Below are 20,166 nucleotides of genomic sequence, written 5' to 3'. Positions count from 1 at the left end.
ATTTCCTATATTGCGCGAAAGGAGACCACCATGACCCAGATCCTTCGCACCTCCGAGACCCAAGCCCCCCGCCGCACGGACCATCGCACTGGCCATGTCACCCTGGCAGGGGCCGGTCCGGGCTGTGCGGATCATCTGACGCTGGCGGTGGCGCGGGCGCTGGCTGCGGCCGATGTGATCTTGCATGACCGGCTGGTCTCGGCCGAGGTGCTGGCGCTGGCCGGACCGCAGGCGGAGGTGATCGAGACCGGCAAGACCGGCTTTGGCGCCCATATGCCGCAGGAGGAGATCATCGCGCTGATGCTGGGCTTTGCGCAGGCCGGGCGCAATGTGCTGCGGCTGAAATCCGGCGATCCGGGCGTCTTCGGCCGTCTGGGCGAGGAACTGGACGCGCTTGAAGCTGCCGGGATCGGCTTCACCGTCCTGCCCGGGATCACCGCCGCCTCGGCCGCCGCGGCAGGCCTTGGGCAAAGCCTGACCGAGCGCGGCCGCAACCGCGAGCTGCGCCTGATCACCGGCCATGACGTCGCCGGTTTCGCCGAGGCGGATTGGGCGGGCCTTGCCCGTCCGGGCGCCGTTGCCGCGATCTACATGGGCAAGAAGGCCGCAAGGTTCCTGCAAGGGCGGTTGATGATGCACGGCGCCCTTGCCACGACGCCGGTCACGCTCGTAGAAAATGTTTCCCGCGCCGAGGAGCGCGTGATCGCCACCACCCTGGCCGATCTGCCCGCCGCCGCCGCGCGTCTGGAAGGTCCCGCCGTCATCCTGTTCGGTCTCGCCCCGCGCGCGGCCGCCGCCCAATCGCTCGAGGCCGTGATATGAGTCGTTCCTTCGTTCCGAAAGTCGTCAGCGCCAATGATCTGCGCGCCGGTCACGTCGTCTATTTCTCGGCCGCCGAGACCTGGGTGCGTGACATTGCAGAAGCCGAAGTGCTGACCGACGAGGCCGAGGCGCAGCTGCGCCTGCTTTCCGCGATGGGTCACACGACGGTTGCGGTGGGCGTCTATCTGGTGGATGTGACGCAAGGACCGCAGGGCCCGGTGCCGGTGGCGCTGCGCGAGCAGTTCCGCGCCAAAGGCCCCTCGATCCGCCCGACGAAAGAAGCCGCCGCCAAGGACGCCGCACATGTATGAATATTCCGACTTCGACGAAGCCTTCGTGCGCAACCGCGTGGCGCAGTTTCGCGATCAGGTGGCGCGACGGCTGGACGGCAGCCTGACCGAGGAGGAATTCCGCCCGCTGCGGCTGATGAACGGGCTTTATCTGCAGCTGCATGCCTACATGCTGCGCGTCGCCATCCCCTATGGCACGCTCTCGTCGAACCAGATGCGGGCGCTCGCCGATGTGGCCGACCGGTTCGACCGCGGCTATGGCCATTTCACCACCCGCCAGAACATCCAGTTCAACTGGATCAAGCTGACCGACACGCCCGACATTCTGGAGCGGCTCGCCGATGACGGGCTGCATGCGATCCAGACCTCGGGCAATTGCATCCGCAACGTCACGACCGACGCCTTTGCCGGGGCCGCCGCGGATGAAATCGAAGACCCCCGCCCCTATGCGGAGCTGATCCGGCAATGGTCCTCGGATCATGCCGAATTCCAGTTCCTGCCGCGCAAGTTCAAGATCGCGATCACCGGCAGCCCGGAGGACCGCGCCGCGATCCGCGCCCATGATGTCGGGCTGCAACTGATCCAGCGCGGGGGCGAAACCGGCTTTCGCGTGCTGGTGGGCGGCGGGCTGGGGCGCACGCCGATGCTGGCGCCCGAGCTGCGCGATTTCCTTCCGAAAGCCGATCTGCTGCCCTATCTGGAGGCGATCCTGGCCGCCTACAACCTGATCGGGCGGCGCGACAACAAATACAAGGCGCGGATCAAGATCACCGTCTTCGAGACCGGGATCGAGCCCTTCCGCGATCTGGTAGAGCAGGAATTCGAGCGTATCCGCCCGCAATTCACCGGCGCCGATCAGGCGCTTCTGGCGGAAATCACCCCGCATTTCGCCCTGCCCGATCTGGTCGCGAAAGACCCCGCCCCCTTTGCCGCGGCGCAGGTCACCGACCCGGCTTTCGCGGCCTGGGTCAAGCACTCGGTCACCGATCACAAGCGCCCCGATCATGCGGTGGTGACGATCTCGGTCAAGACCCCGGGCGAGGAACCGGGCGATGTCTCGGCGGCGCAGATGCGGGCCGTTGCCGATCTGGCCGATCTGCATGGCTACGGCGAGCTGCGGATTTCCCACATGCAGAACATCGTTCTGCCCCATGTCGCGCGCGCCGATCTGCCCGCCCTTCATGCCGCGCTGCGCAAGGTCGGGCTGGCGGCGGCGAATGTCGGGCTGATTTCCGACATGATCGCCTGCCCGGGGATGGATTACTGCGCGCTGGCCACCGCCCGCTCGATCCCGCTCGCGCAAGAGATCGCGCAGCATTTCGAGACGCTGGGGCTGGTCGAAACCATCGGGCCGCTGCCTCTGAAAATCTCTGGCTGCATCAATGCCTGCGGTCATCACCATCTGGGCGCCATCGGCATCCTTGGGCTTGATCGCGCCGGGGCCGAGAATTACCAGATCACCCTTGGCGGTGCCGAGGGCCCCGAAGCCGCGATCGGCGAAAAGATGGGGCCGGGCTTTGCCTATGACGCGGTTGTCCCGGCGATCGAGCGGCTGGTGCGTGCCTATCTGACGCTTCGGCTTTCGGAGGGCGAAACCTTCCTTGCCGCGCTGCACCGGCTTGGCCGCGAGCCCTTCCGCGCCGCGCTTTATGACGAGGCCCAAGATGCTGCCTGACATCGGCCCCCGCGTTGCGGGGCTGAACGAGCGCTACCGGCATCACGCCGCCATTTCGGTGATGGAAAAGGCGCTGGCCGATCCCGACACCGGGCGGGTGGCGATGGTCAGCTCGTTCGGCGCGGAATCGGTCGTGCTTTTGCACATGGTCTCCTTGATCGCCCCGGCGACGCCGGTGCTTTTCGTCGACACGATGATGCTGTTTCCGGAAACGCTCGCCTATCAGCAGGAGGTCGCCTCGAAACTGGGCCTGTCGGAGATTCGCACCATCCGCGCGACCAAGGCCGCGCTGGCGCTGGATGACCCCGACGGCACGCTTTATCAGTTCAACACCGATGCCTGCTGCAATCTGCGCAAGACCGTGCCGCTGGAAACCGCGCTTGCGGGTTTTGACGCCTGGATCACCGGGCGCAAGCGTTATCAGGGCGCGACCCGGGCCGAGATCGATTTCTTTGAAGTCGAAACCCCCAACCGGATGAAGATCAATCCGCTGGCGCATTGGGGGCGCGAGGATCTGGAAGAATACATGGTGCAAAACCGCCTGCCCCGGCATCCGCTGGTGGCCAAGGGCTATCCCTCGATCGGTTGCGCGCCCTGCACCTCGCCGGTGAAACCGGGCGAAGATCCGCGCGCAGGCCGTTGGCGCGGCTCGCAAAAGACCGAATGCGGCATCCATTTCATCGGCGGCAAGATGGTGCGGGTCAAACCGGCCGAGGACGCAACCGAAGGCAGCGACAAGGACAAGGTGGCATGAGCGTGATCGTGCGCGATACGGGCTTTGCGCCCGAGGATTTCACCGGGGTGGCCGTCGAGGTTCCCCCCACCACCGCCCCCGAGGCGCTGGCCGGGTTGATCGCGGGGGCAGAGCTCGTCAAGGTGCTTTTCCCCAGCTTTTCGGACGGGCGCGGCTTCACCCTTGGCCGGCTGATCCGCGACGCGGGCTATACGGGGCGGCTGCGCGCCAGCGGGCCGATCATCGCCGATCAATACGGCATGGCGCGGCGGTCCGGCTTTGACGAGGTGGAGATCCCCGAAGATCTGGCCGCCCGGCAGGGCGAGGCGCAGTGGCTCGCCCGCGCCGACTGGCAGGCGCATGACTATCGCGCGCGGCTGTTCGGCTCGGTTGCGACAGCGTGATCGCTTGACGCGAAAGGTCGCAGGCGGCATCTGCCCATAGTCATGGCACGCCGCCGCCTTTTGTGGTAATTGCGGCGCATGTTTCCTGCCGCGCCTTCGCATGCGCCGGTGCGGCGCTTCTTCATCGCCCCTTCGGGCCTCAAAGACGAGACGACCGTGAACGAGACCACGCCGATTGCCCCCGCGAAAGTCCTGCCCGATGCGCAGACGGTGACCTCTGTCCGGCACTGGACCGACACGCTGTTTTCGTTCCGCGTCACGCGTCCGCAGACGCTGCGCTTCCGCTCGGGCGAATTCGTGATGATCGGGCTGCTGGATGACAACGGCAAGCCGATCATGCGCGCCTATTCGATCGCCTCGCCCGCCTGGGACGAAGAGCTCGAATTCTACTCGATCAAGGTGCCCGATGGCCCGCTGACCTCGCGTCTGCAGCACATCAAGGTGGGCGAGCAGATCATCTTGCGCCCGAAACCCGTCGGCACGCTGGTGATCGACGCGCTTCTGCCCGGCAAACGGCTGTGGTTCCTGGCCACCGGCACCGGGATTGCGCCTTTCGCCTCGCTGATGCGCGAGCCCGAGGCCTATGAGAAATTCGACGAAGTCATCATGATGCACACCTGCCGCACGGTGGCCGAGCTGGAATACGGCCGCCAGCTGGTCGAGGCGCTGCAAGAGGACCCGCTGATCGGCGAGCTGGTCGAGGGCAAGCTGAAATACTACCCGACCACCACGCGCGAAGAGTTCCATCACATGGGCCGGATCACCGACAACCTCGCCTCGGGCAAGGTGTTCGAGGATCTGGGGATCACGCCGATGAACCCGGAAACCGACCGGGCGATGGTCTGCGGCTCGCTTGCCTTCAACGTCGATGTGATGAAGGTTCTGGAAAGCTACGGCCTGCGCGAGGGCGCCAATTCCGAGCCGCGCGAATTCGTGGTGGAAAAGGCCTTCGTCGGCGAAGGCATCTGAGCCTTCCGGCATTTCGAAACGGGCCGTCCTTCGGGGCGGCCTTTTTCTTTGGCGCGGCGGAGGACCAAAAGAAAACGCCGCCCCGAAGGGCGGCGTTTGTCGATGTCAGGCCTGCGGCGCTTATTTCGCGGCAGCGGCAGCGGCGGCAGCTTCGGCAGCGGCGGCGGCAGCGGTCGCGGCTTCGGCGGCGAGTTTCGCAGCTTCGGCAGCGGCCAGCGCGGCGGCAACCGGATCAACCGGAGCAGCTTCGACAGCCGGAGCAGCTTCCGCAGCCGGGGCTTCAGCGGCCGGAGCTTCGACAGCCGGAGCAGCTTCCGCAGCCGGGGCTTCAGCGGCCGGAGCTTCGACAGCCGGAGCGGCTTCCGCAGCCGGGGCTTCAGCGGCCGGAGCTTCGACAGCCGGAGCGGCTTCCGCAGCCGGGGCTTCAGCGGCCGGAGCTTCGACAGCCGGAGCAGCTTCCGCAGCCGGGGCTTCAGCGGCCGGAGCTTCGACAGCCGGGGCAGCTTCCGCAGCCGGGGCTTCAGCGGCCGGAGCTTCGACAGCCGGAGCAGCTTCCGCAGCCGGGGCTTCAGCGGCCGGAGCTTCGACAGCCGGGGCAGCTTCCGCAGCCGGGGCTTCAGCGGCCGGAGCTTCGACAGCCGGGGCAGCTTCCGCAGCCGGGGCTTCAGCGGCCGGAGCTTCGACAGCCGGAGCAGCTTCCGCAGCCGGGGCTTCAGCGGCCGGAGCTTCCGCAGCCGGGGCAGCTTCCGCAGCCGGGGCAGCTTCCGCAGCCGGGGCAGCTTCAGCGGCCGGGGCTTCGACAGCCGGAGCGGCTTCCGCAGCCGGGGCTTCAGCGGCCGGGGCAGCTTCCGCAGCCGGGGCCTCGGCGGCCGGAGCTTCGACAGCCGGGGCCTCAGCGGCCGGGGCAGCTTCCGCAGCCGGAGCGGCGGCGGCGGCGGCCGGGGTTGCCGGGACACCCGGCGGCAGTTCATCAACGGGCACGGTGACCACGGTGCGACCCGGCGACATCAAGCCAAGGATCAGAGCCAGCAGGATCCCCCCGCCGATGATGCCAAGCGTCGCCTTGGCATTTTGCGGCAGGTCTTTCCATTTCACTTCGGTCATTCTTCCCCCCTTTTCATGTTGGGATTCTCATGGGAACGATCAACAATTCCAACTATCGCCTGCACTTGGGAATAAGGAAACGTGTCGCATTGCCGCCTTTTTCGAAGCACAAGCCGATTCCCGCCGAACCGGCTGCGGAATCCGGTTGAAAGACAAGGCCCCTGCCCCTATTTTGCGCGCCAACCGCGCACCACAAAAGGATCACAGCCATAGCCCGCAGACCGCACAATGCCCCGCCGCAACGCGAGACCGGCCCCCGGATCAACGACCGCATCCGCGCGCCTGAAATCCGCCTGATCGGGGCGGATGGGGAAAACGTCGGCGTGGTCACCCCCGCCCGTGCGATGCAGATGGCCGAAGAGGCCGGGCTCGATCTCGTGGAAATCTCGCCCACCGCCGTTCCGCCGGTCTGCAAGATCATGGACTTCGGCAAGTTCAAATACGAACAGCAGAAGAAAGAGGCCGAGGCCCGCAAGAAGCAGAAGGTCATCGAGATCAAGGAAATCAAGTTCCGTCCGGGCACCGACACGCATGACTACGAGGTCAAGATGCGCTCGGTGATGAAATTCCTGGAGGAAGGCGACAAGGTCAAGGTCACGCTGCGCTTCCGCGGCCGCGAGATGGCGCACCAGCAGCTTGGCATGGAGCTGCTGAACCGGGTCGTGGGCGATGTCGGCGATGCCGGCAAGGTCGAATCGATGCCGAAGCTCGAAGGCCGCCAGATGGTGATGATGATCGCGCCGAAATAAGCGCCGCGATCCCTGCCACGACAAGGGCCCTCCCTGCGGAGGGCCTTTTGCTGTCCCCCCTGCTGTCACGGCTCCCCCTGTCACCGCCCATCCTGTCACTGCCTCGTGACAGGAGTTGACTGGACCCCGCGGCGCGGAGCGCGAATGATGCATCCGCAATACGCTGTTTCAGGAGGTCCGGATGCCCCGTCTTACCCGTCGTCTGCTGCTCGGTTCGGGCACCGTCGCGCTTTTCGCGCCCTCGCTGCTGCGGGCGAATACGCAAGACGTGCCGATGGCGGCCCAGCCCGCGATCGTGGCGCCGCCGACGCGCGCCAATATCTCGGGCTTCCGCCAGATCGACTGGCGCGCGCATTTCGACCGGCTCGACCGGGTGACGCTGATCGCCGACACGGTCTCGAAGGCGCTGCATTACTGGGCGGCCGAGGGGGCGGATTATCGCATCTACCCGACCTCGGTGCCGAAAAGCCCCGAGCTGACCCGCACCGGCTATACCGAGATCGTGCGCAAGCGCGAAAACCCGAGCTGGACGCCGACCGCCTCGATGATCGCCGCCGATCCCAGCCTGCGCCCGATGCCGCCCGGCCCCGACAATCCGCTGGGCACCCGGGCGATGTATCTCGACTGGCCCGCCTATATCATCCACGGCACCCATGACACCCGCAAGATCGGCCGCAAAAGCTCTTCGGGCTGCATCGGACTGTTCAATGCCCAGGTCGAGGAACTTTATCCGCTCTGCCCGGTCGGCACGCAGGTCAAGGTGATCTGAGATCTTCGGGGGGGGTCCGGGGGCGCAGCCCGGCGGGTCGCCTCGGCGCAGCCGAGGCGAAATCCCCAAGGCGACCGGCCAAAAATAAAGCGCTGCGGGAGGGAGGCCCGCAGCGCGTTATTTGGAACCCGACGAGGGAGAACGTCCGGGTTCTGTTTCAGGTTCCGCTGGCTTGCGCCGTTTCAGGGAGATCGGGAACCTGATGCGCCTCTTCTAGCGGCTGGACGGCCCGATCCACTTTGACATAGGTCAACCCGCCCGCCGAGCCCGGTGCGACATTTTGGCGGCAGCCCCGGCAGCCCCCGTCCCCGCACGCCGTCCCCGCACGCCGCGCCCGCAGGCAAAACCCCGCAGGCAAACCTCCGGACTGCCCTCAAATGTCCATGATTGGCTTTCAAACTGCGGGCGCGGCGCCTAATCTGCGCCGGAAGGAAGGCAGGACAGAATGAGCGACGAGACGACAAGGGCCGACACCGATCCCGCCCCGCCCGTGCCGCAAGGCGCGGTCCGGCTGACGGTTCTGGGCGGCGATCCGGCCTTTTCGCAGGCCCTGCGCCGCGGCGGCGCGCGGCTGGACGATGCCGAACCCGGGCCGAAACAGGCCTCGGCGGCGCTTCTGGCGCAGTTTCACTACGGGCTTGCCTCGGCGCGGGCCGGGGCTTTGGGCGATGTGCGGCTGATCGCGCAGCTGATCGCGGCGGCGCGGGGCGAAGCGCAGCCGGTGTTCTGGCCGCAGCCCGACGGCACGCTGGTCGATGCCGCCCGCCCCGAGGTCGATCCGGCGGGCCTGCCCGATCTTGCCACCGCCACCGCCTATCGGCAGGCGCATCTGAGGGCGCTGGCGCGGCTGCTGGCGGAGGCCGAAACGCTGGTGCTGCCGCTTGGCACGCCCGCGCTGCTGGCCGATCCGGATGGCGGGCAGGTCTTTCCCCGCCCGCCCGCCGCCCTCCTTGCCCCCGACTGGCCCGAGGCCCGCACCACCGCCCGGGATCTGGACGCCGGTTTTGCCCGGCTGTGGGCGGGGCTGCAGGCGCTCAACCCGGCGCTGCGGCTTTGCCTGATCGTGCTGCCCGCCCCGCCCGGCGCGCGCGCCGAGACCCGGGCGAGCCATGCGCTTCTGGCCGCCCGTGCCGCCGACTGGGCGCGCGGCACGGCGCAGGTGCGGCATGATCCGGTGCTCGATGCGCTGGTGGGGCGGCTGCTGGCCCCGGGCGACGACGCCGATCCCGACCGTCTGGCCTCGCTCGTCGTGCGGCTCTGCGGCGGCGCCGATCTGCTCGATCTGGTCGCGGGCGCCGCCCCCGACGCCGATACCCCCGATGCCGCGACCGACCGCAAGCGCCGGGCAAAGGACCCCGAGCGGCGGGCCCGGCGCAAGGCAAGGGCCGAGGCCCGGGGCAAGACCGCGAAAGTGATGTGCGAAGACGAATTGCTGGAGGCGTTCTCGAAATGACGCTGCGGCTGTGCGTGATCGGCAATTCCCATATTGCGGCGCTGAAACTGGGCTGGGACCGGCTGATCGCCGACAATGTCCCGGGCTGGGAGGCGGTCGAGCCGGTCTTCTTCGGCGCGCCCTCGGACGGGATGCGCCATGTGGCGCTGCAGGGCACGGCGCTGGTGCCGACGCGGCCAAAGATCGCCAGCCATTTCCGCCAGCTTTCGGGCGGCTATGACCGGATCGAGCTGTCCCGCTTCGACGCTTTCGTGCTGGTGGGGCTGAACGTCTCCTCCAAGCGGATCTTGCGGTTTTACAAAAGCCACGCCTGGGTCGGGCTTGCCGGCACTGCGGGCAAGACGCTGGTGCATCCGGCCTTTGCCGCGGCGTTTCTGACCGAGCGCTACGGCACGACGCAGCTGGTGGAACATGCCCGCACGATCGCAGAGGCGACGGACAGGCCCGTGCTGGCGCTGGCCGAACCGCATTGGGCCGACTGGGCCCGGCAGGCGCCCGAGGGCACCTCGGATTACGGCTGGGATGCGGCGATCACCGCGGGCGACGGCCCGGCGCTGGGGCAGATGTTCGAAACCGCGGTCGGCGCGGCGCTGGCCCCGCAGGCGCAGTTCATCGCCCAGCCGCCGCAGACCGTGGCCGATGGCATCACCACCCGCGGCGCCTATAACAAGGAGGCCTCGCGGCTGATTTCCGGCGAAGGCGGCGGCACCGATGCCTCGCATATGAACGCCGATTTCGGGCTGGCCTGCTGGGACGCGCTCCAGCCCGCCCTCGCCGCGGCCTACTGCCGCAAAGGAGTGTCCGCATGACCCGCTCGCCCTATCAAGGCATTGACGCCCGCGCCTTCTGGCGCACTGGCCTCGCCGAGGCCGCCTATCCGCCGCCCGATCTTTACCGGCCGCGCTGGGAGCTGACGAAAGGCGACCGCATCGTCACCGCCGGGTCCTGCTTTGCCCAGCATGTCGGCCGGGCCCTGCGCAGGAACGGCTTCAACGTGCTCGATGCCGAGCCGCGCCCCGCGGGCATCGCCGCCGAAGACGGGCCAAGCCACGGCTATGACATGTATTCGGCCCGGTATGGCAACCTTTACACCACCCGCCAGCTGCGCCAGCTGCTCGAGGAAGCCTGGGGCAGCCCCCGCGATTTCGACGCGATCTGGGAAAAGGACGGCCGGTTTTACGACGCTTTGCGCCCGAACATCGAACCGGGCGGGTTTGAAAGCGCCGAAGCGGTCCGGGCCGCCCGCGCGCAACACCTTGAAAAGGTGCGTGAAGTCTTCACGCAGGCCGATGTCTTCATCTTCACCCTGGGCCTGACCGAGGCCTGGCTGCACAAGCCCTCGGGTCAGGTCTATGCCACCGCGCCCGGCACGATCGCGGGCCGCTACGACCCCGAAATCCACGCGTTTGCGAATTTCCGTGTCTCCGAGGTCAAGGCCGATCTGGAAGCGGCGCTGGCGCGGCTCCGGGCGCTCAACCCGGCGCTGCGGGTGCTGTTGACCGTCTCGCCGGTGCCGCTGACCGCGACGGCGTCGCAGGCGCATGTGCTGCCCGCTACGGTGCTGTCGAAATCCGTGCTGCGCGCGGTGGCGGGCGAGATGCAGGACGATCACCCGGAGGTGGATTATTTCCCCTCCTATGAGCTGGTGACGTCGGTCCGGGCCGGGGCGGGCTGGTTCGAGCCGAACCTGCGCTCGGTGCGCGAAGCTGCGGTGGCACAGGTGATGGCGGTCTTTACCCGCGCGCATCTGGGCGCGGCGGCGGCAGAGCCCGCCGTGGAATTGCCCGCAGGGGAAAGCGCCGAAGACCGCGCCGCCCGCCGCGCCGACCGGCAGGAACGCAAGGCCGCCCGCGAAGCCCGCCGGGCCGCGCGCGGCAAGTGAAGGGCCGCGGCGGTCTCAGCCCTCGGGCCGGGCCGCCGCGCGTTTTTCGCGCCGTTCGGTCCTTTCGGCCCGCCGCGCCATCCGCGCCGCGCGCCGGTCCTCGCCCTTGAGCTTGCCTTCCTGGCCGGGCGCAGCCCCCGGCTTGTCCTTGCGCCGCCGCACCACCGGCCCGGCCTCGGGCAGCACGCGCTGCGCCCCGCGGGCCAGCGGCTCGAAGCTCAGCTTGCCGCTCAGCGCATCCTCGAAAACATGCACCGCGGCGTGGATCTCGGCCTCGGTCATCGCCGCGATCCCGGCGCCTTCGGGCAGGAAACCGCCCGCCACCAGCGCCCGGCCGAGCGCGGGCAGATCGAGCTGGCCCACCGAATGCCGGTCCGCCCGCTTGCGGTCGGAGCGCACCCAGTCCTGTTCGATCACGTCGATCACCTGCGGCGCCCGCCCGGTGAAGGCGGTCAGATGCGTCACGATGCTGTCCGACACGTCGGACACCCGGCGCCGGATCATCGCCACCTGCTGATCGCGCCGCCCCACCATCGCCACCATGTGCAGCGCCGAACCATCGAGCGCCACCACCTGCCGCGCCGCCTTGTAATGCGCGATCTGCGATTGCAGGCTGTGTTTTTGCGGGTGGAAAATCTCGTAGCCCGCCGCCGAGAGCGCCGCCTCGATCCGGTCCTCGCCGAGCACGCCGCCGCGCGCAGGCCCGAGCGCCGAGCGGGAAATATAAAGCTTTTCCGCGCCCTGCGGGGCGATGTTGCGGGCAAAGCGGGTCTCGAAAAAGGCCCGGAACGGCGCCGTCCCGGCGGCGATCGCGCCCAGACCGAAGCCCTGCCCGGGCACCTCCAGCCGCGCGACCCGGGTCGGCTGCGACAGGATGCGGATCGGCAGGTCGATGCCCAGAAGATCGAAGAAGAGCCGCTGGAACGGCTGCAGCCTCAGCTCTCCCGCTTCCTCGATCGTCTCGCGCTTGACGGTGAAGATCAGGCCGTCGACCGCCCCCTCGACCGCGTCCAGCGCCCAAAGCCGCGGCGTGCTTTCGACCAGAAAATGCCCGAAGTGATTGAGCAGGATGCCGCCCCAGATCCAGCGCCCGGGCAGATCCGCCACCGGCTCGGGGCGGATCTCGGGTTCGACCATCAGGCGGCGGCCACGCCAGAGCACCCCTTCGCGCACATAGGCGCCCTCGGCATCATAGATGCCCATCGGCTGCACCATGTCGGGCACGGTTGCGGGCACGACCAGCGCATCGGGCACGCAGACGATCCTGGTGGACCAGCCGCCCTGCGGCTCCGGGGCGCGGGAGGGATCGTCTTCGCGTGCCGACATCGCTGCCTCCGGGGTTATTTCGTGACCTTGGTGGGCTTGCGGATCGTCGCGGGGGCCTGCCGGATCTTCGCGAAGATCGGGTAATCGGCGGCGGCAAAGGTCTCGGCATCGACGCTTTCGAAACAGTCGTAGAAGCGCCCGACGCCATAGGGCACCAGATCGATCGAGGTCCATTCCGCCAGGATCGCGTCGTAATTGTCGCGCAGCACGGTGTTTTTCGGATCGAGGTTCGACACGAACACCAGCCCGGTCGGGCGGCAGTTCAGCACCGTCAGCTGCAGATCGGGGCGGTATTTGCGCAAGATCGGGATCAGCTTCCACACATCGCCCGTCCAGGGCCCCTTCGGCAGGTTCTGCAGATCGCGGGTCAGCATGCGCTGGTTGAAGGGCAGGCAGTCATGCAGCGCGATCACGCCATCGGGGTTCGAGACCGCCTCGGTATTCATGAAATCGCGCAGCAGATATTCAAAAAGATGCATCCCGTCGAGGAACGAGAGCGACAGCTTGATCCCCATCCGCTCGAGCATCCCCGAGGCGAAGAAATCGTCGCTCGTCTGCTGAAAGATCAGCAGTTGCGGCTTGGCGCCGATGATGTTCGTTTCCGCCTTGAAAAAGGGATCGACGGCGATGGTCTTGCCCGTCACCGGGGCAAAGCTGCGCCCGGCGCGGCAGCCGATTTCCATGTACCAGTCGAACACCATCCGGCTGTGCAGCTCGTCCAGAAACAGGCTGTATTTCTGACCGGGGTTGCGGCGCAGCCCCACCTTGCCGTCTTGCTCGTCCATCTGCACACCCTTTTCCTTGCCCGGGCATTCTATCCGCAATCACCGGCTTGGCAAGGATAGCGCCCCCGGCCCCAGTCATCACGGGCTTTGGCCGATTTCGCAGCGGATTTCGGGCAATTTCCGGGCAGCGGACCCGGCAACGATCCGCCGCCACTGTCACCACAGGCGAAACAATCACCCCGCAGACCAGCGCCCGTTTGAAAGCGGGCCGGGGCCCTGCTAGGACTGGTCAAAACGGGGGCAGCATGAACGGATCGACGGTCGTCGCACGGCAGATGCAGGGGCAAAGCTTTGCGCAGGGGCCCGCGGGGCTGCGGCTGCTTGATGCCGTGATCTGGCCCGAGGTCCGCAACGGCCGCCCCGGCCGCACGCTGCGGCTTTTCTTTGCCCATCCCGCCTTTGCCGGGCAGATCGCCACCGATCCGCCCGCGGGCGGGTTCGAGGTGATCGACCGGCGCGAGGTGGCGGGCGGCGTGATGGTGCATGGCCGCGCCGCGCCCGAGGGGCCGCTGCGGCTTGGCCTTTGCCCCGAGGCGATCCGCCCGCTGAAGCCGGACAGCGATGACGACGCCCCTGCCCCGGTCACGCCGCCGCAAGGCGCTGTGGTGCCGGTCGAAATCACCCCCGCCGCGGCCGAAACAGATCTTTTCGCGGGCAAATTCTGTCTTTTCGCGCAACGGCTCGAAGAAAGCGCGCTGACCATTGCCGATTGGCTGGTCTGGCATCACGACCAGCACGGGGCCGAAGCTGCGCTGATCCTTGACCGCTCGCCCCCCGACAGCGACGCCCTGCACGGCCCGGCTCTGGCTGCGGCGATCGCGCGCGAATTGGCGGGGCGGGACCGGGCGATGACGGTCGTGGTGCTGTCTTCGGACACCCCCTTGGGCAAGCCCGATCACGGGCCGGAAAACCACCCGTTCCACGCCCCCGACGCGCCGGGCAAGGACCGGATGGAGGTTCCGCCGAACGATCCCTGGCGGGCGCCACTCGGTCAGGGGATCGTGCTTGAACTGGCGAAATGGCGCTTTCTGGCCCGGGCGCGTGTCGTGCTGCAGCTGGACGTGACCGACCTTTTGCAGCCGCGCCCCGCGGGCACGCCCTCGGCCTTTGACCGCTGTCTGGCTGCGCCCTCGGGCATGGTGACGCTGGTGGGGCGGCGGATCTATCCCTGGCGGGTGCGGGCGGGGGCCGAAGCGCGGTTTTCCGATCACCTCTGCCGTCAGTTCGACGCGACGCGCGGCATTGCCCGCTGGGGGGTGGCGCCGGGCAAGGTCGGGCTTGATGCGACCTGGCGGCTGCTGCGCATCGCCTATACGAAACCCGATCCGGCCAGCCTGATCCCGTTCTGGCGCGCGATGGGGCTGCGGGTGCCGGGGCGGGCGGCCTCGGAACTGGCGCCGAAAACCTCGCTCATCGAAGACCCGGAACTCTTGCAGGTGGCGACCGGGATCTGGGGGGCGAAACCGATCCGCCCGCCGGTCTCGAAACCGCGCCCCGCGCCGGTGCGGGCAACGGAAGCGGGCCGCACCTGCATCGTCACCACGATGAAGAACGAAGGGCCCTTCATCCTCGAATGGATCGCCTATCACCGCGCCATCGGCGTCGATGATTTCCTGATCTACACCAATGACTGCACCGACGGCACCGACACGATGCTGGAGCTGCTGCAACGCAAGGGCATCTGCCAGCACCGCGACAACCCGTTTCGCAGCATGGACATGCCGCCCCAGCATGCCGCCCTTGAAAGCGCCGAGAGCGAGCCGCTCATTCAGAATTGCGGCTGGGCGATCTGCATGGATGTCGATGAATTCATCGATGTGAAGATCGGCGACGGCACGCTTCGCGCTTTGTATGAGGCGATGGGCACGGCGAACATGATCGCCCTGACCTGGCGGCTTTTCGGCAACTCGGACGTGCATGACTACGAAGACCGCTTCCTGCTCGAGCAATTCACCACCTGCGCCCCCGAGATCGTGCGCAAGCCGCATCAGGCCTGGGGCTTCAAGACGCTGTTTCGCAACATCGACATCTATAAAAAGCTCGGCGTGCACCGGCCGAAGGGGCTTTTGCCCGATCTGTGGGATCAGGTGCAGTGGCTGAACGGCTCGGGCAAGCCGATGCCGCGCGAGATGTATCGCAACGGCTGGCGTTCGACATCAAGCACTTACGGCTATGACTGGGTGCAGCTCAATCACTACGCCGTGCGCTCGGCCGAGAGCTTTCTGGTCAAGCGCGACCGTGGCCGGGTGAACCATGTCGACCGCGATCAGGGGCTGAACTACTGGTTCCGGATGAATCACAACGCGGTCGAGGATCGCTCGATCCAGCGGATGATCCCGCGCGCGCGGGCGGAGTTCGACCGGCTCATGGCCGATCCCGAGATCCGCGCCGCGCATGAGCATTCCGTCGCGGCGCATCGGGCAAAGATCGCGGAATTGCGCGCGACCGAGGCTTACGCGAATTTCTACGCCGAACTTTGTTCGGACCGGTTCGAGAAGCTGTCCCGCATTCTCCATGTCTTCGGCTCGGCCGTGTTCAACGCCGGTCCGGGGGTGATCCCGGAGGATCTGCACCTGCGCGACCTGCCGGCTGATTTCTTCTTCACCGTGGACCACGAGGGCGAGGCGAACCACTGATGCGGGCGCTGGCCATTCTGACGGTGAAGAACGAGGCGGCCTTCCTGCTGGAATGGCTGGCCCATCACCGCGCCGTGGGGTTCACCGATTTCCTTGTCTTTTCCAACGATTGCAGCGACGGCACCGATGCGCTTCTGGACCGGCTGCAGGCTTTGGGCGCGCTGACCCATATCCGCAACCCCGGCCCCTGGCGCGAGGGGCCGCAATGGGCGGCGCTGAAGGCGGCCGACAAGCACCCGTTGATGCGCGCCGCCGACTGGGTTCTGGTCCTCGACATCGACGAATTCGTCAACATCCATGCGGGCGACGGCACGCTGGCGGCGCTGCTGGCCGCGCGCCCGCAGGCGACAGCGATCGCGCTGACCTGGCGGCTGTTCGGCAATGCGGGGGTGGTCGATTTCATCGACGCGCCGGTGAGCGCGCAATTCACCCGCGCCGCCCCCCCGGGCATGACCTGGCCCTGGCGGGCAAGCCTGATCAAGACGCTGTTTCGCAACGATGGCGCCTATCGCAAGCTGGGCGTGCACCGCCCCCGCGCCCCCGACCCCGACCGGATCGCGCAGACGGTCTGGGTCGATGGCAGCGGCCGGGCCCTGCCCGAGGCCTACCGCAGCGGGCGGCTGTTCACGCCCCTGGGCGAAAACCCCTGGCAGCTGGTGCAGCTCAACCATTACGCGCTGGGGGCGATGCAGAGCTACGTGCTCAAATGCGACCGCGGCAGGGCCAATCGGGACGCCTCGACCTTCGATCTGAGCTATTGGGTCGAGCGCAATTTCTGCGATGTCGAGGATCGCTCGATGTCCCGCTATGCCGCCGCCACGGCAGCGGGGCTGGCGCAGCTGCGCGCTGATGCCGAGATCGACCGGCTGCACCGCGCGGGCGTGGCCTGGCGGCACGAACGCTTTGCAAGGCTGATGGCAGAGGAGCCGTTCCGCGCGCTTTTCGGGCGGCTGATGCTGACCCCGCCCTCGCAGCCCTTGCCGCCCGCGCTGGCCGCGCGGATGCAGGCGCTGGGTCTGGCCGCCGCGGCCCGAAAGCCGCGGGCGTAACCGCGGAGGAAACACTGGCCCGCCTTTCGCCGGATTGGCGCCGCCTTCCCGACAATCCAAGCTATTTTCTTGCCTGCCGCGCATTTCCGGCAGGCGGCGGGAATGATAGATTAACCCTGTTCAGGCAGACTTCCGCACAAAAGCGGGAGAGCGGCGATGGACGGGGGAAAGTTGGAAACCAGCACGATGCGCGATCTGAACGACAGCGACTGGCTGCGCCACATCGAGGAACTGGGCGAGCTTGAGGGCTATTGGGAACCGCTTGGCGCAGAGCATTCGGTGCTTTTTGCCGACCGCGGCCCGGTGCTTCTGGTCAGTTTCGAGATCCGCGCCGCGATCCGCGCCCGCTCCGAAGATCAGCTGCCGCTTGGCTTCACCCTAGCCGAGGCGGGCGGTCATTCCAGCCTGACGCTGATCGCCCATGACGAAAGCTGGTTTCGCGATCCGGCCGTCTATGCCTATGTCGACCGCCTCGTGGACGAGGCGTTTTTCGAGGATTTCGACCGCGTGGTGTTTTACGGCGCGGGCAGTTGCGGCTATGCGGCGGCGGCCTTCTCGGTCGCGGCGCCGGGGGCGACGGTGATCACGCTGGCGCCGCAGGCGACGCTCGAGGCGCGGCTGACCGCCTGGGACGACCGCTTCCGGCGGCGGCGGCGGCAGAATTTCACCGACCGTTACGGCTTTGCCCCCGACATGCTCGACGGCGCCGGGGCGGTGCATGTGATCTATGATCCGCTGATCGGCCCCGATGCGATGCACGCCGCGCTGATGGCGCGGCCGCATGTGACGCTGCTGCCCTGCCGCAATCTGGGCAGCACGCCCGAAACCGCCCTGGCCGAGATCGACGCGCTGGAACCGATGCTGGCGCAGGCCTGCGCGGGCACCTTCACCGCCACGGCGTTCTGGAAGCTGTGGCGCGGGCGGCGCAATGCGATGCGCTATCTGCGCCGGCTGGCGGGCTATCTGAACAGCTCGGGCCGCCCCGGGCTGGAGGCGATGCTGTGCCGCAACGTGGTGCGGCGGCTGGGCTGGCCACGGTTCCGCAACCGGCTGGTGGTGCTGGAAGATCAGCTGGGAAAATCCGCCCGGCCCGAGCCCGCGACCGGCGGCACCGCCGCCTGAGCAACAGGCCCCGGGTTGGGCGCGGGGCGGCGCGGCGGATCAGACCGCCGCAGCCACGGAATCGCCGTCTTCCTCGGCGCTTTCGTCGTCATGCGGCCGGAAGACATGGGTGGTGACCTGACGGCGGATGATGCCCCGCGCCACCTGATCCAGGATCAGCTCGTCGGGCGCGAACATCGGCGCCGGGGTGAAGACCTCGAAAACCGCGGCAATCTCCAGACCCAGCGCCCGCAGCGCCTGCATCAGCGACTCGTCGGCGCGCACCAGCAGCCGTTCCGCCTCGATCTGGCAGGGCGCCCGGAACTGTCCCACGCAAAGCGCCGCCAGAACCAGATCACCGCGCACTTCGGTCAGGGTTTCTTGCGACATCGCCCGCTCCTTCAGCATAGTTCGACGGGCTCACTATCGGCCGCGCGGGCGTCCGGCGCAAGAGGATGGGCCGCCGCAGGCAAAAGCCGCGGCGGCCTCTCCGGCCGTCTCAGTAGCAGTAACGGTCGCGGAAGACGTGCGGCACGATCTCGTCGCGGGTGATGTGATGCAGCGCCAGTTCGGCATCCGACATCGCCCGCAGACGGGTCACCTCGCGCAGACGCGCGCCGGTTTCCAGCACCTCCACCAGCCCCTCGCCCAGGGCCGCAGGAAGCCGCGACAGACGCGCCGCCATGCCCTTGACCGGGGTCTTGGCGGGCGCTTCGAACAGTTCGACATAACTCATGGAAACCTCCTGACAGGGTGCAGAATGTTTCCTCCCTGAGCCGGGATATAGGCAGCGGGCGGGGACCCGACAAGAACGTTTGCCGAAACCCCGCCCTGCATTTTCTGCAATGCAGCGTAAAGAATCCGTGAGCGGATCAGCAGCGATAGGCCTTGGCGGTCAGCAGATAGACCGGCTCGCCCGGCATCACCGGATCGAAGACGACGGTATTGGCGCCGTCGCCCTTGGCCATGTCGAGGATCTTGTTGCGGGCATAGCGTTCCGCCTCGCGCCCGACCACGGGGCCGTAAAGCCCGGGTTCATTGGTGATCGTGCTGGTCAGGCGGCATTGCGTCACCTCGGCCGCGCTGGCGATGCGCACCTCGGGCACACCGCGAAAGCCCGGATCGTTGCAGCCCGCAAGGGCGGTGATTGCGGCGGCAAGGCCCGCCAAGGCGATGAACCGTGTCGTCATGTGTCTCTCCATCCTCCCCCGAGGCCCGCGCAGGGTGACGCATGGGGCAGCCGCCGTCCAGAGCCCCAAGGTCACATGAGCGCGAAGCCGCCTGCGGGCGGGACAAAGCTGGCACTGGAAATGCCGCGGCCTTGGGTGTAACCGGGGCGCATGACCCGCATCACCCTTCCCCGCCCCGACGACTGGCACCTGCATCTGCGCGACGGCGCGATGCTGACGGGTGTCCTGCCCGAAACCACGCGCCATTTCGCCCGCGCCATCGTGATGCCCAATCTGGTGCCCCCGGTGGTGACCGGCGCCGAGGCCGCGGCCTACCGCGCCCGCATCCTGGCCGCGCTGCCCGCAGGCGCGGGCTTCGAGCCGCTGATGACGCTGTATCTGACCGAAACCACCGATCCCGCCGATGTCGCGGCGGCGGCGGCCTCGGGTCTGGTGAAAGCGGTGAAGCTTTACCCGGCAGGCGCCACCACGAATTCCCATTCGGGCGTGCGCGATTTCGACAAGGTGCGGGGCGTGCTGGAAAAGATGGCCGAGATCGGCCTGCCGCTTTGCGTGCATGGCGAGGTGGTCGATCCCGCCGTCGACATCTTCGACCGCGAGGCGGTCTTCATCGAGACGGTGCTCGATCCGATCCGCCGCGCGACGCCCGGGCTGCGCGTGGTGATGGAACATATCACCACCAGGGACGGCGTCGATTATGCCCGCGCGCAAGGCGACGATCTGGGCGCGACGATCACCACGCATCACCTGATCCTCAACCGCAACCATATCCTCGTGGGCGGGATCAAGCCGCATTACTACTGCCTGCCGGTGGCGAAACGCGAACACCACCGCCTGGCGCTGCGCGAGGCGGCGACGAGCGGCGAAGCGCGCTTCTTCCTTGGCACCGATTCCGCACCGCATGTCGATCCGCTGAAAGAATGCGCCTGCGGCTGTGCGGGCTGTTTCACTGCGACGAACACGATGCAACTTCTCGCCCATGTCTTCGAGGAGGAGGGGAAACTGGCCAATCTGGCCGCCTTCGCCTCGGAAAACGGGCCGCGCTTTTATCGCCTGCCGGTCAACACCGCGACGCTGACGCTGGAAAAGACCGCGACGCCCGCGAGCTGGCCCGCCAAGATCGAGACCGGCGCCGGTCCCGTCACCGTCTTCGACCCGGGCTTCCCGGTCTTCTGGCACGCAATCGACTGATCCTTCTTCTTGGCCGAAATACGCCCTTTCCACCCGCG

At 67.6% G+C, this 20,166-nt stretch carries 21 protein-coding genes; 16 read left to right on the top strand and 5 right to left on the bottom strand.

Features of this window, described 5'->3' with window-relative positions; all coding sequences use genetic code 11:
* Window positions 1-30 precede the first annotated feature (30 nt).
* From cobA to RCAP_RS07860, 12 genes are all read left to right on the top strand, one after another.
* Complete coding sequence (cobA, locus tag RCAP_RS07915) at window positions 31-822, top strand: uroporphyrinogen-III C-methyltransferase (protein ID WP_013067320.1); 792 nt, start codon at window positions 31-33, stop codon at window positions 820-822.
* The gene (locus RCAP_RS07910; RefSeq protein WP_013067319.1) at window positions 819-1,133 is read left to right on the top strand and encodes a DUF2849 domain-containing protein; all 315 of its coding nucleotides are present in this window, start codon (window positions 819-821) and stop codon (window positions 1,131-1,133) included. Before cobA ends, RCAP_RS07910 begins: the two co-directional genes overlap by 4 nt.
* The gene (locus tag RCAP_RS07905; protein WP_013067318.1) at window positions 1,126-2,787 is read left to right on the top strand and encodes a nitrite/sulfite reductase; all 1,662 of its coding nucleotides are present in this window, start codon (window positions 1,126-1,128) and stop codon (window positions 2,785-2,787) included. Before RCAP_RS07910 ends, RCAP_RS07905 begins: the two co-directional genes overlap by 8 nt.
* Window positions 2,777-3,541 carry a phosphoadenylyl-sulfate reductase gene (locus RCAP_RS07900; protein ID WP_013067317.1) on the top strand — a complete coding sequence of 255 codons (765 nt, stop codon included), beginning with the start codon at window positions 2,777-2,779 and terminating at the stop codon, window positions 3,539-3,541. Before RCAP_RS07905 ends, RCAP_RS07900 begins: the two co-directional genes overlap by 11 nt.
* Window positions 3,538-3,924 (top strand): DUF934 domain-containing protein, encoded by a 387-nt coding sequence (locus tag RCAP_RS07895; protein ID WP_013067316.1) that lies wholly within the window; start codon window positions 3,538-3,540, stop codon window positions 3,922-3,924. The genes RCAP_RS07900 and RCAP_RS07895 overlap by 4 nt, the downstream gene beginning before the upstream one ends.
* A gap of 78 nt (window positions 3,925-4,002) precedes the next feature.
* Window positions 4,003-4,893 carry a ferredoxin--NADP reductase gene (locus tag RCAP_RS07890; RefSeq protein ID WP_013067315.1) on the top strand — a complete coding sequence of 297 codons (891 nt, stop codon included), beginning with the start codon at window positions 4,003-4,005 and terminating at the stop codon, window positions 4,891-4,893.
* A gap of 102 nt (window positions 4,894-4,995) precedes the next feature.
* Window positions 4,996-6,072, top strand: a complete 1,077-nt coding sequence (locus RCAP_RS19570) for a hypothetical protein (protein WP_131725970.1) — start codon at window positions 4,996-4,998, stop codon at window positions 6,070-6,072.
* An 86-nt stretch (window positions 6,073-6,158) separates the two neighbouring features.
* Window positions 6,159-6,746, top strand: coding sequence for a translation initiation factor IF-3 (gene infC, locus RCAP_RS07880; RefSeq protein WP_444431523.1), 588 nt, complete (start codon window positions 6,159-6,161; stop codon window positions 6,744-6,746).
* Between the two features lie 181 nt (window positions 6,747-6,927).
* Complete coding sequence (locus tag RCAP_RS07875; protein WP_013067313.1) at window positions 6,928-7,515, top strand: L,D-transpeptidase; 588 nt, start codon at window positions 6,928-6,930, stop codon at window positions 7,513-7,515.
* A 445-nt stretch (window positions 7,516-7,960) separates the two neighbouring features.
* A complete protein-coding gene (locus RCAP_RS07870) occupies window positions 7,961-8,968 on the top strand; it encodes a GSCFA family protein (RefSeq protein WP_013067312.1) in 1,008 nt (335 codons plus the stop codon).
* Complete coding sequence (locus RCAP_RS07865) at window positions 8,965-9,777, top strand: hypothetical protein (RefSeq protein ID WP_013067311.1); 813 nt, start codon at window positions 8,965-8,967, stop codon at window positions 9,775-9,777. Before RCAP_RS07870 ends, RCAP_RS07865 begins: the two co-directional genes overlap by 4 nt.
* Entirely contained in the window at window positions 9,774-10,850 is a 1,077-nt protein-coding gene (locus RCAP_RS07860) for a GSCFA domain-containing protein (protein ID WP_013067310.1), read from the top strand. Before RCAP_RS07865 ends, RCAP_RS07860 begins: the two co-directional genes overlap by 4 nt.
* Before the next feature lie 15 nt (window positions 10,851-10,865).
* On the opposite strand, the gene RCAP_RS07855 is transcribed toward RCAP_RS07860, so the two are convergent.
* Both RCAP_RS07855 and RCAP_RS19565 read right to left on the bottom strand, forming a co-directional pair.
* Window positions 10,866-12,176, bottom strand: a complete 1,311-nt coding sequence (locus RCAP_RS07855; RefSeq protein WP_013067309.1) for a glycosyltransferase family 61 protein — start codon at window positions 12,174-12,176, stop codon at window positions 10,866-10,868.
* 14 nt (window positions 12,177-12,190) lie between these two features.
* Entirely contained in the window at window positions 12,191-12,961 is a 771-nt protein-coding gene (locus RCAP_RS19565; RefSeq protein ID WP_013067308.1) for a class I SAM-dependent methyltransferase, read from the bottom strand.
* Between the two features lie 245 nt (window positions 12,962-13,206).
* Between RCAP_RS19565 and RCAP_RS07845 the strand changes: the two genes are divergently transcribed.
* The 3 genes from RCAP_RS07845 to RCAP_RS07835 all read left to right on the top strand — a co-directional run bounded on the left by RCAP_RS07845 (window position 13,207) and on the right by RCAP_RS07835 (window position 17,768).
* Window positions 13,207-15,597, top strand: coding sequence for a glycosyltransferase family 2 protein (locus RCAP_RS07845; protein WP_013067307.1), 2,391 nt, complete (start codon window positions 13,207-13,209; stop codon window positions 15,595-15,597).
* Window positions 15,597-16,646, top strand: a complete 1,050-nt coding sequence (locus RCAP_RS07840; RefSeq protein ID WP_013067306.1) for a glycosyltransferase family 2 protein — start codon at window positions 15,597-15,599, stop codon at window positions 16,644-16,646. The genes RCAP_RS07845 and RCAP_RS07840 overlap by 1 nt, the downstream gene beginning before the upstream one ends.
* Window positions 16,647-16,802: 156 nt before the next feature.
* Window positions 16,803-17,768 (top strand): hypothetical protein, encoded by a 966-nt coding sequence (locus RCAP_RS07835; protein WP_013067305.1) that lies wholly within the window; start codon window positions 16,803-16,805, stop codon window positions 17,766-17,768.
* A 39-nt stretch (window positions 17,769-17,807) separates the two neighbouring features.
* On the opposite strand, the gene RCAP_RS18445 is transcribed toward RCAP_RS07835, so the two are convergent.
* The 3 genes from RCAP_RS18445 to RCAP_RS07820 all read right to left on the bottom strand — a co-directional run bounded on the left by RCAP_RS18445 (window position 17,808) and on the right by RCAP_RS07820 (window position 18,937).
* On the bottom strand, window positions 17,808-18,137 hold the full coding sequence (locus tag RCAP_RS18445) for an urease accessory protein UreE C-terminal domain-containing protein (RefSeq protein WP_023911334.1): 330 nt from the start codon (window positions 18,135-18,137) through the stop codon (window positions 17,808-17,810).
* Between the two features lie 109 nt (window positions 18,138-18,246).
* Window positions 18,247-18,483: a hypothetical protein gene (locus tag RCAP_RS07825; protein ID WP_013067303.1), complete on the bottom strand. Its 237-nt coding sequence runs from the start codon at window positions 18,481-18,483 to the stop codon at window positions 18,247-18,249.
* Window positions 18,484-18,619: 136 nt separating this feature from the next.
* A complete protein-coding gene (locus tag RCAP_RS07820) occupies window positions 18,620-18,937 on the bottom strand; it encodes a lipoprotein (RefSeq protein ID WP_013067302.1) in 318 nt (105 codons plus the stop codon).
* Between the two features lie 150 nt (window positions 18,938-19,087).
* Here RCAP_RS07820 and pyrC point away from each other — a divergent pair, with 150 nt between their 5' ends.
* Window positions 19,088-20,128, top strand: a complete 1,041-nt coding sequence (gene pyrC / locus RCAP_RS07815; RefSeq protein ID WP_013067301.1) for a dihydroorotase — start codon at window positions 19,088-19,090, stop codon at window positions 20,126-20,128.
* Window positions 20,129-20,166 lie beyond the last annotated feature (38 nt).

This window comes from Rhodobacter capsulatus SB 1003 (genome assembly GCF_000021865.1).
Classification (GTDB): domain Bacteria; phylum Pseudomonadota; class Alphaproteobacteria; order Rhodobacterales; family Rhodobacteraceae; genus Rhodobacter; species Rhodobacter capsulatus_B.
This window is presented reverse-complemented; position numbering and strand designations above follow the sequence as displayed.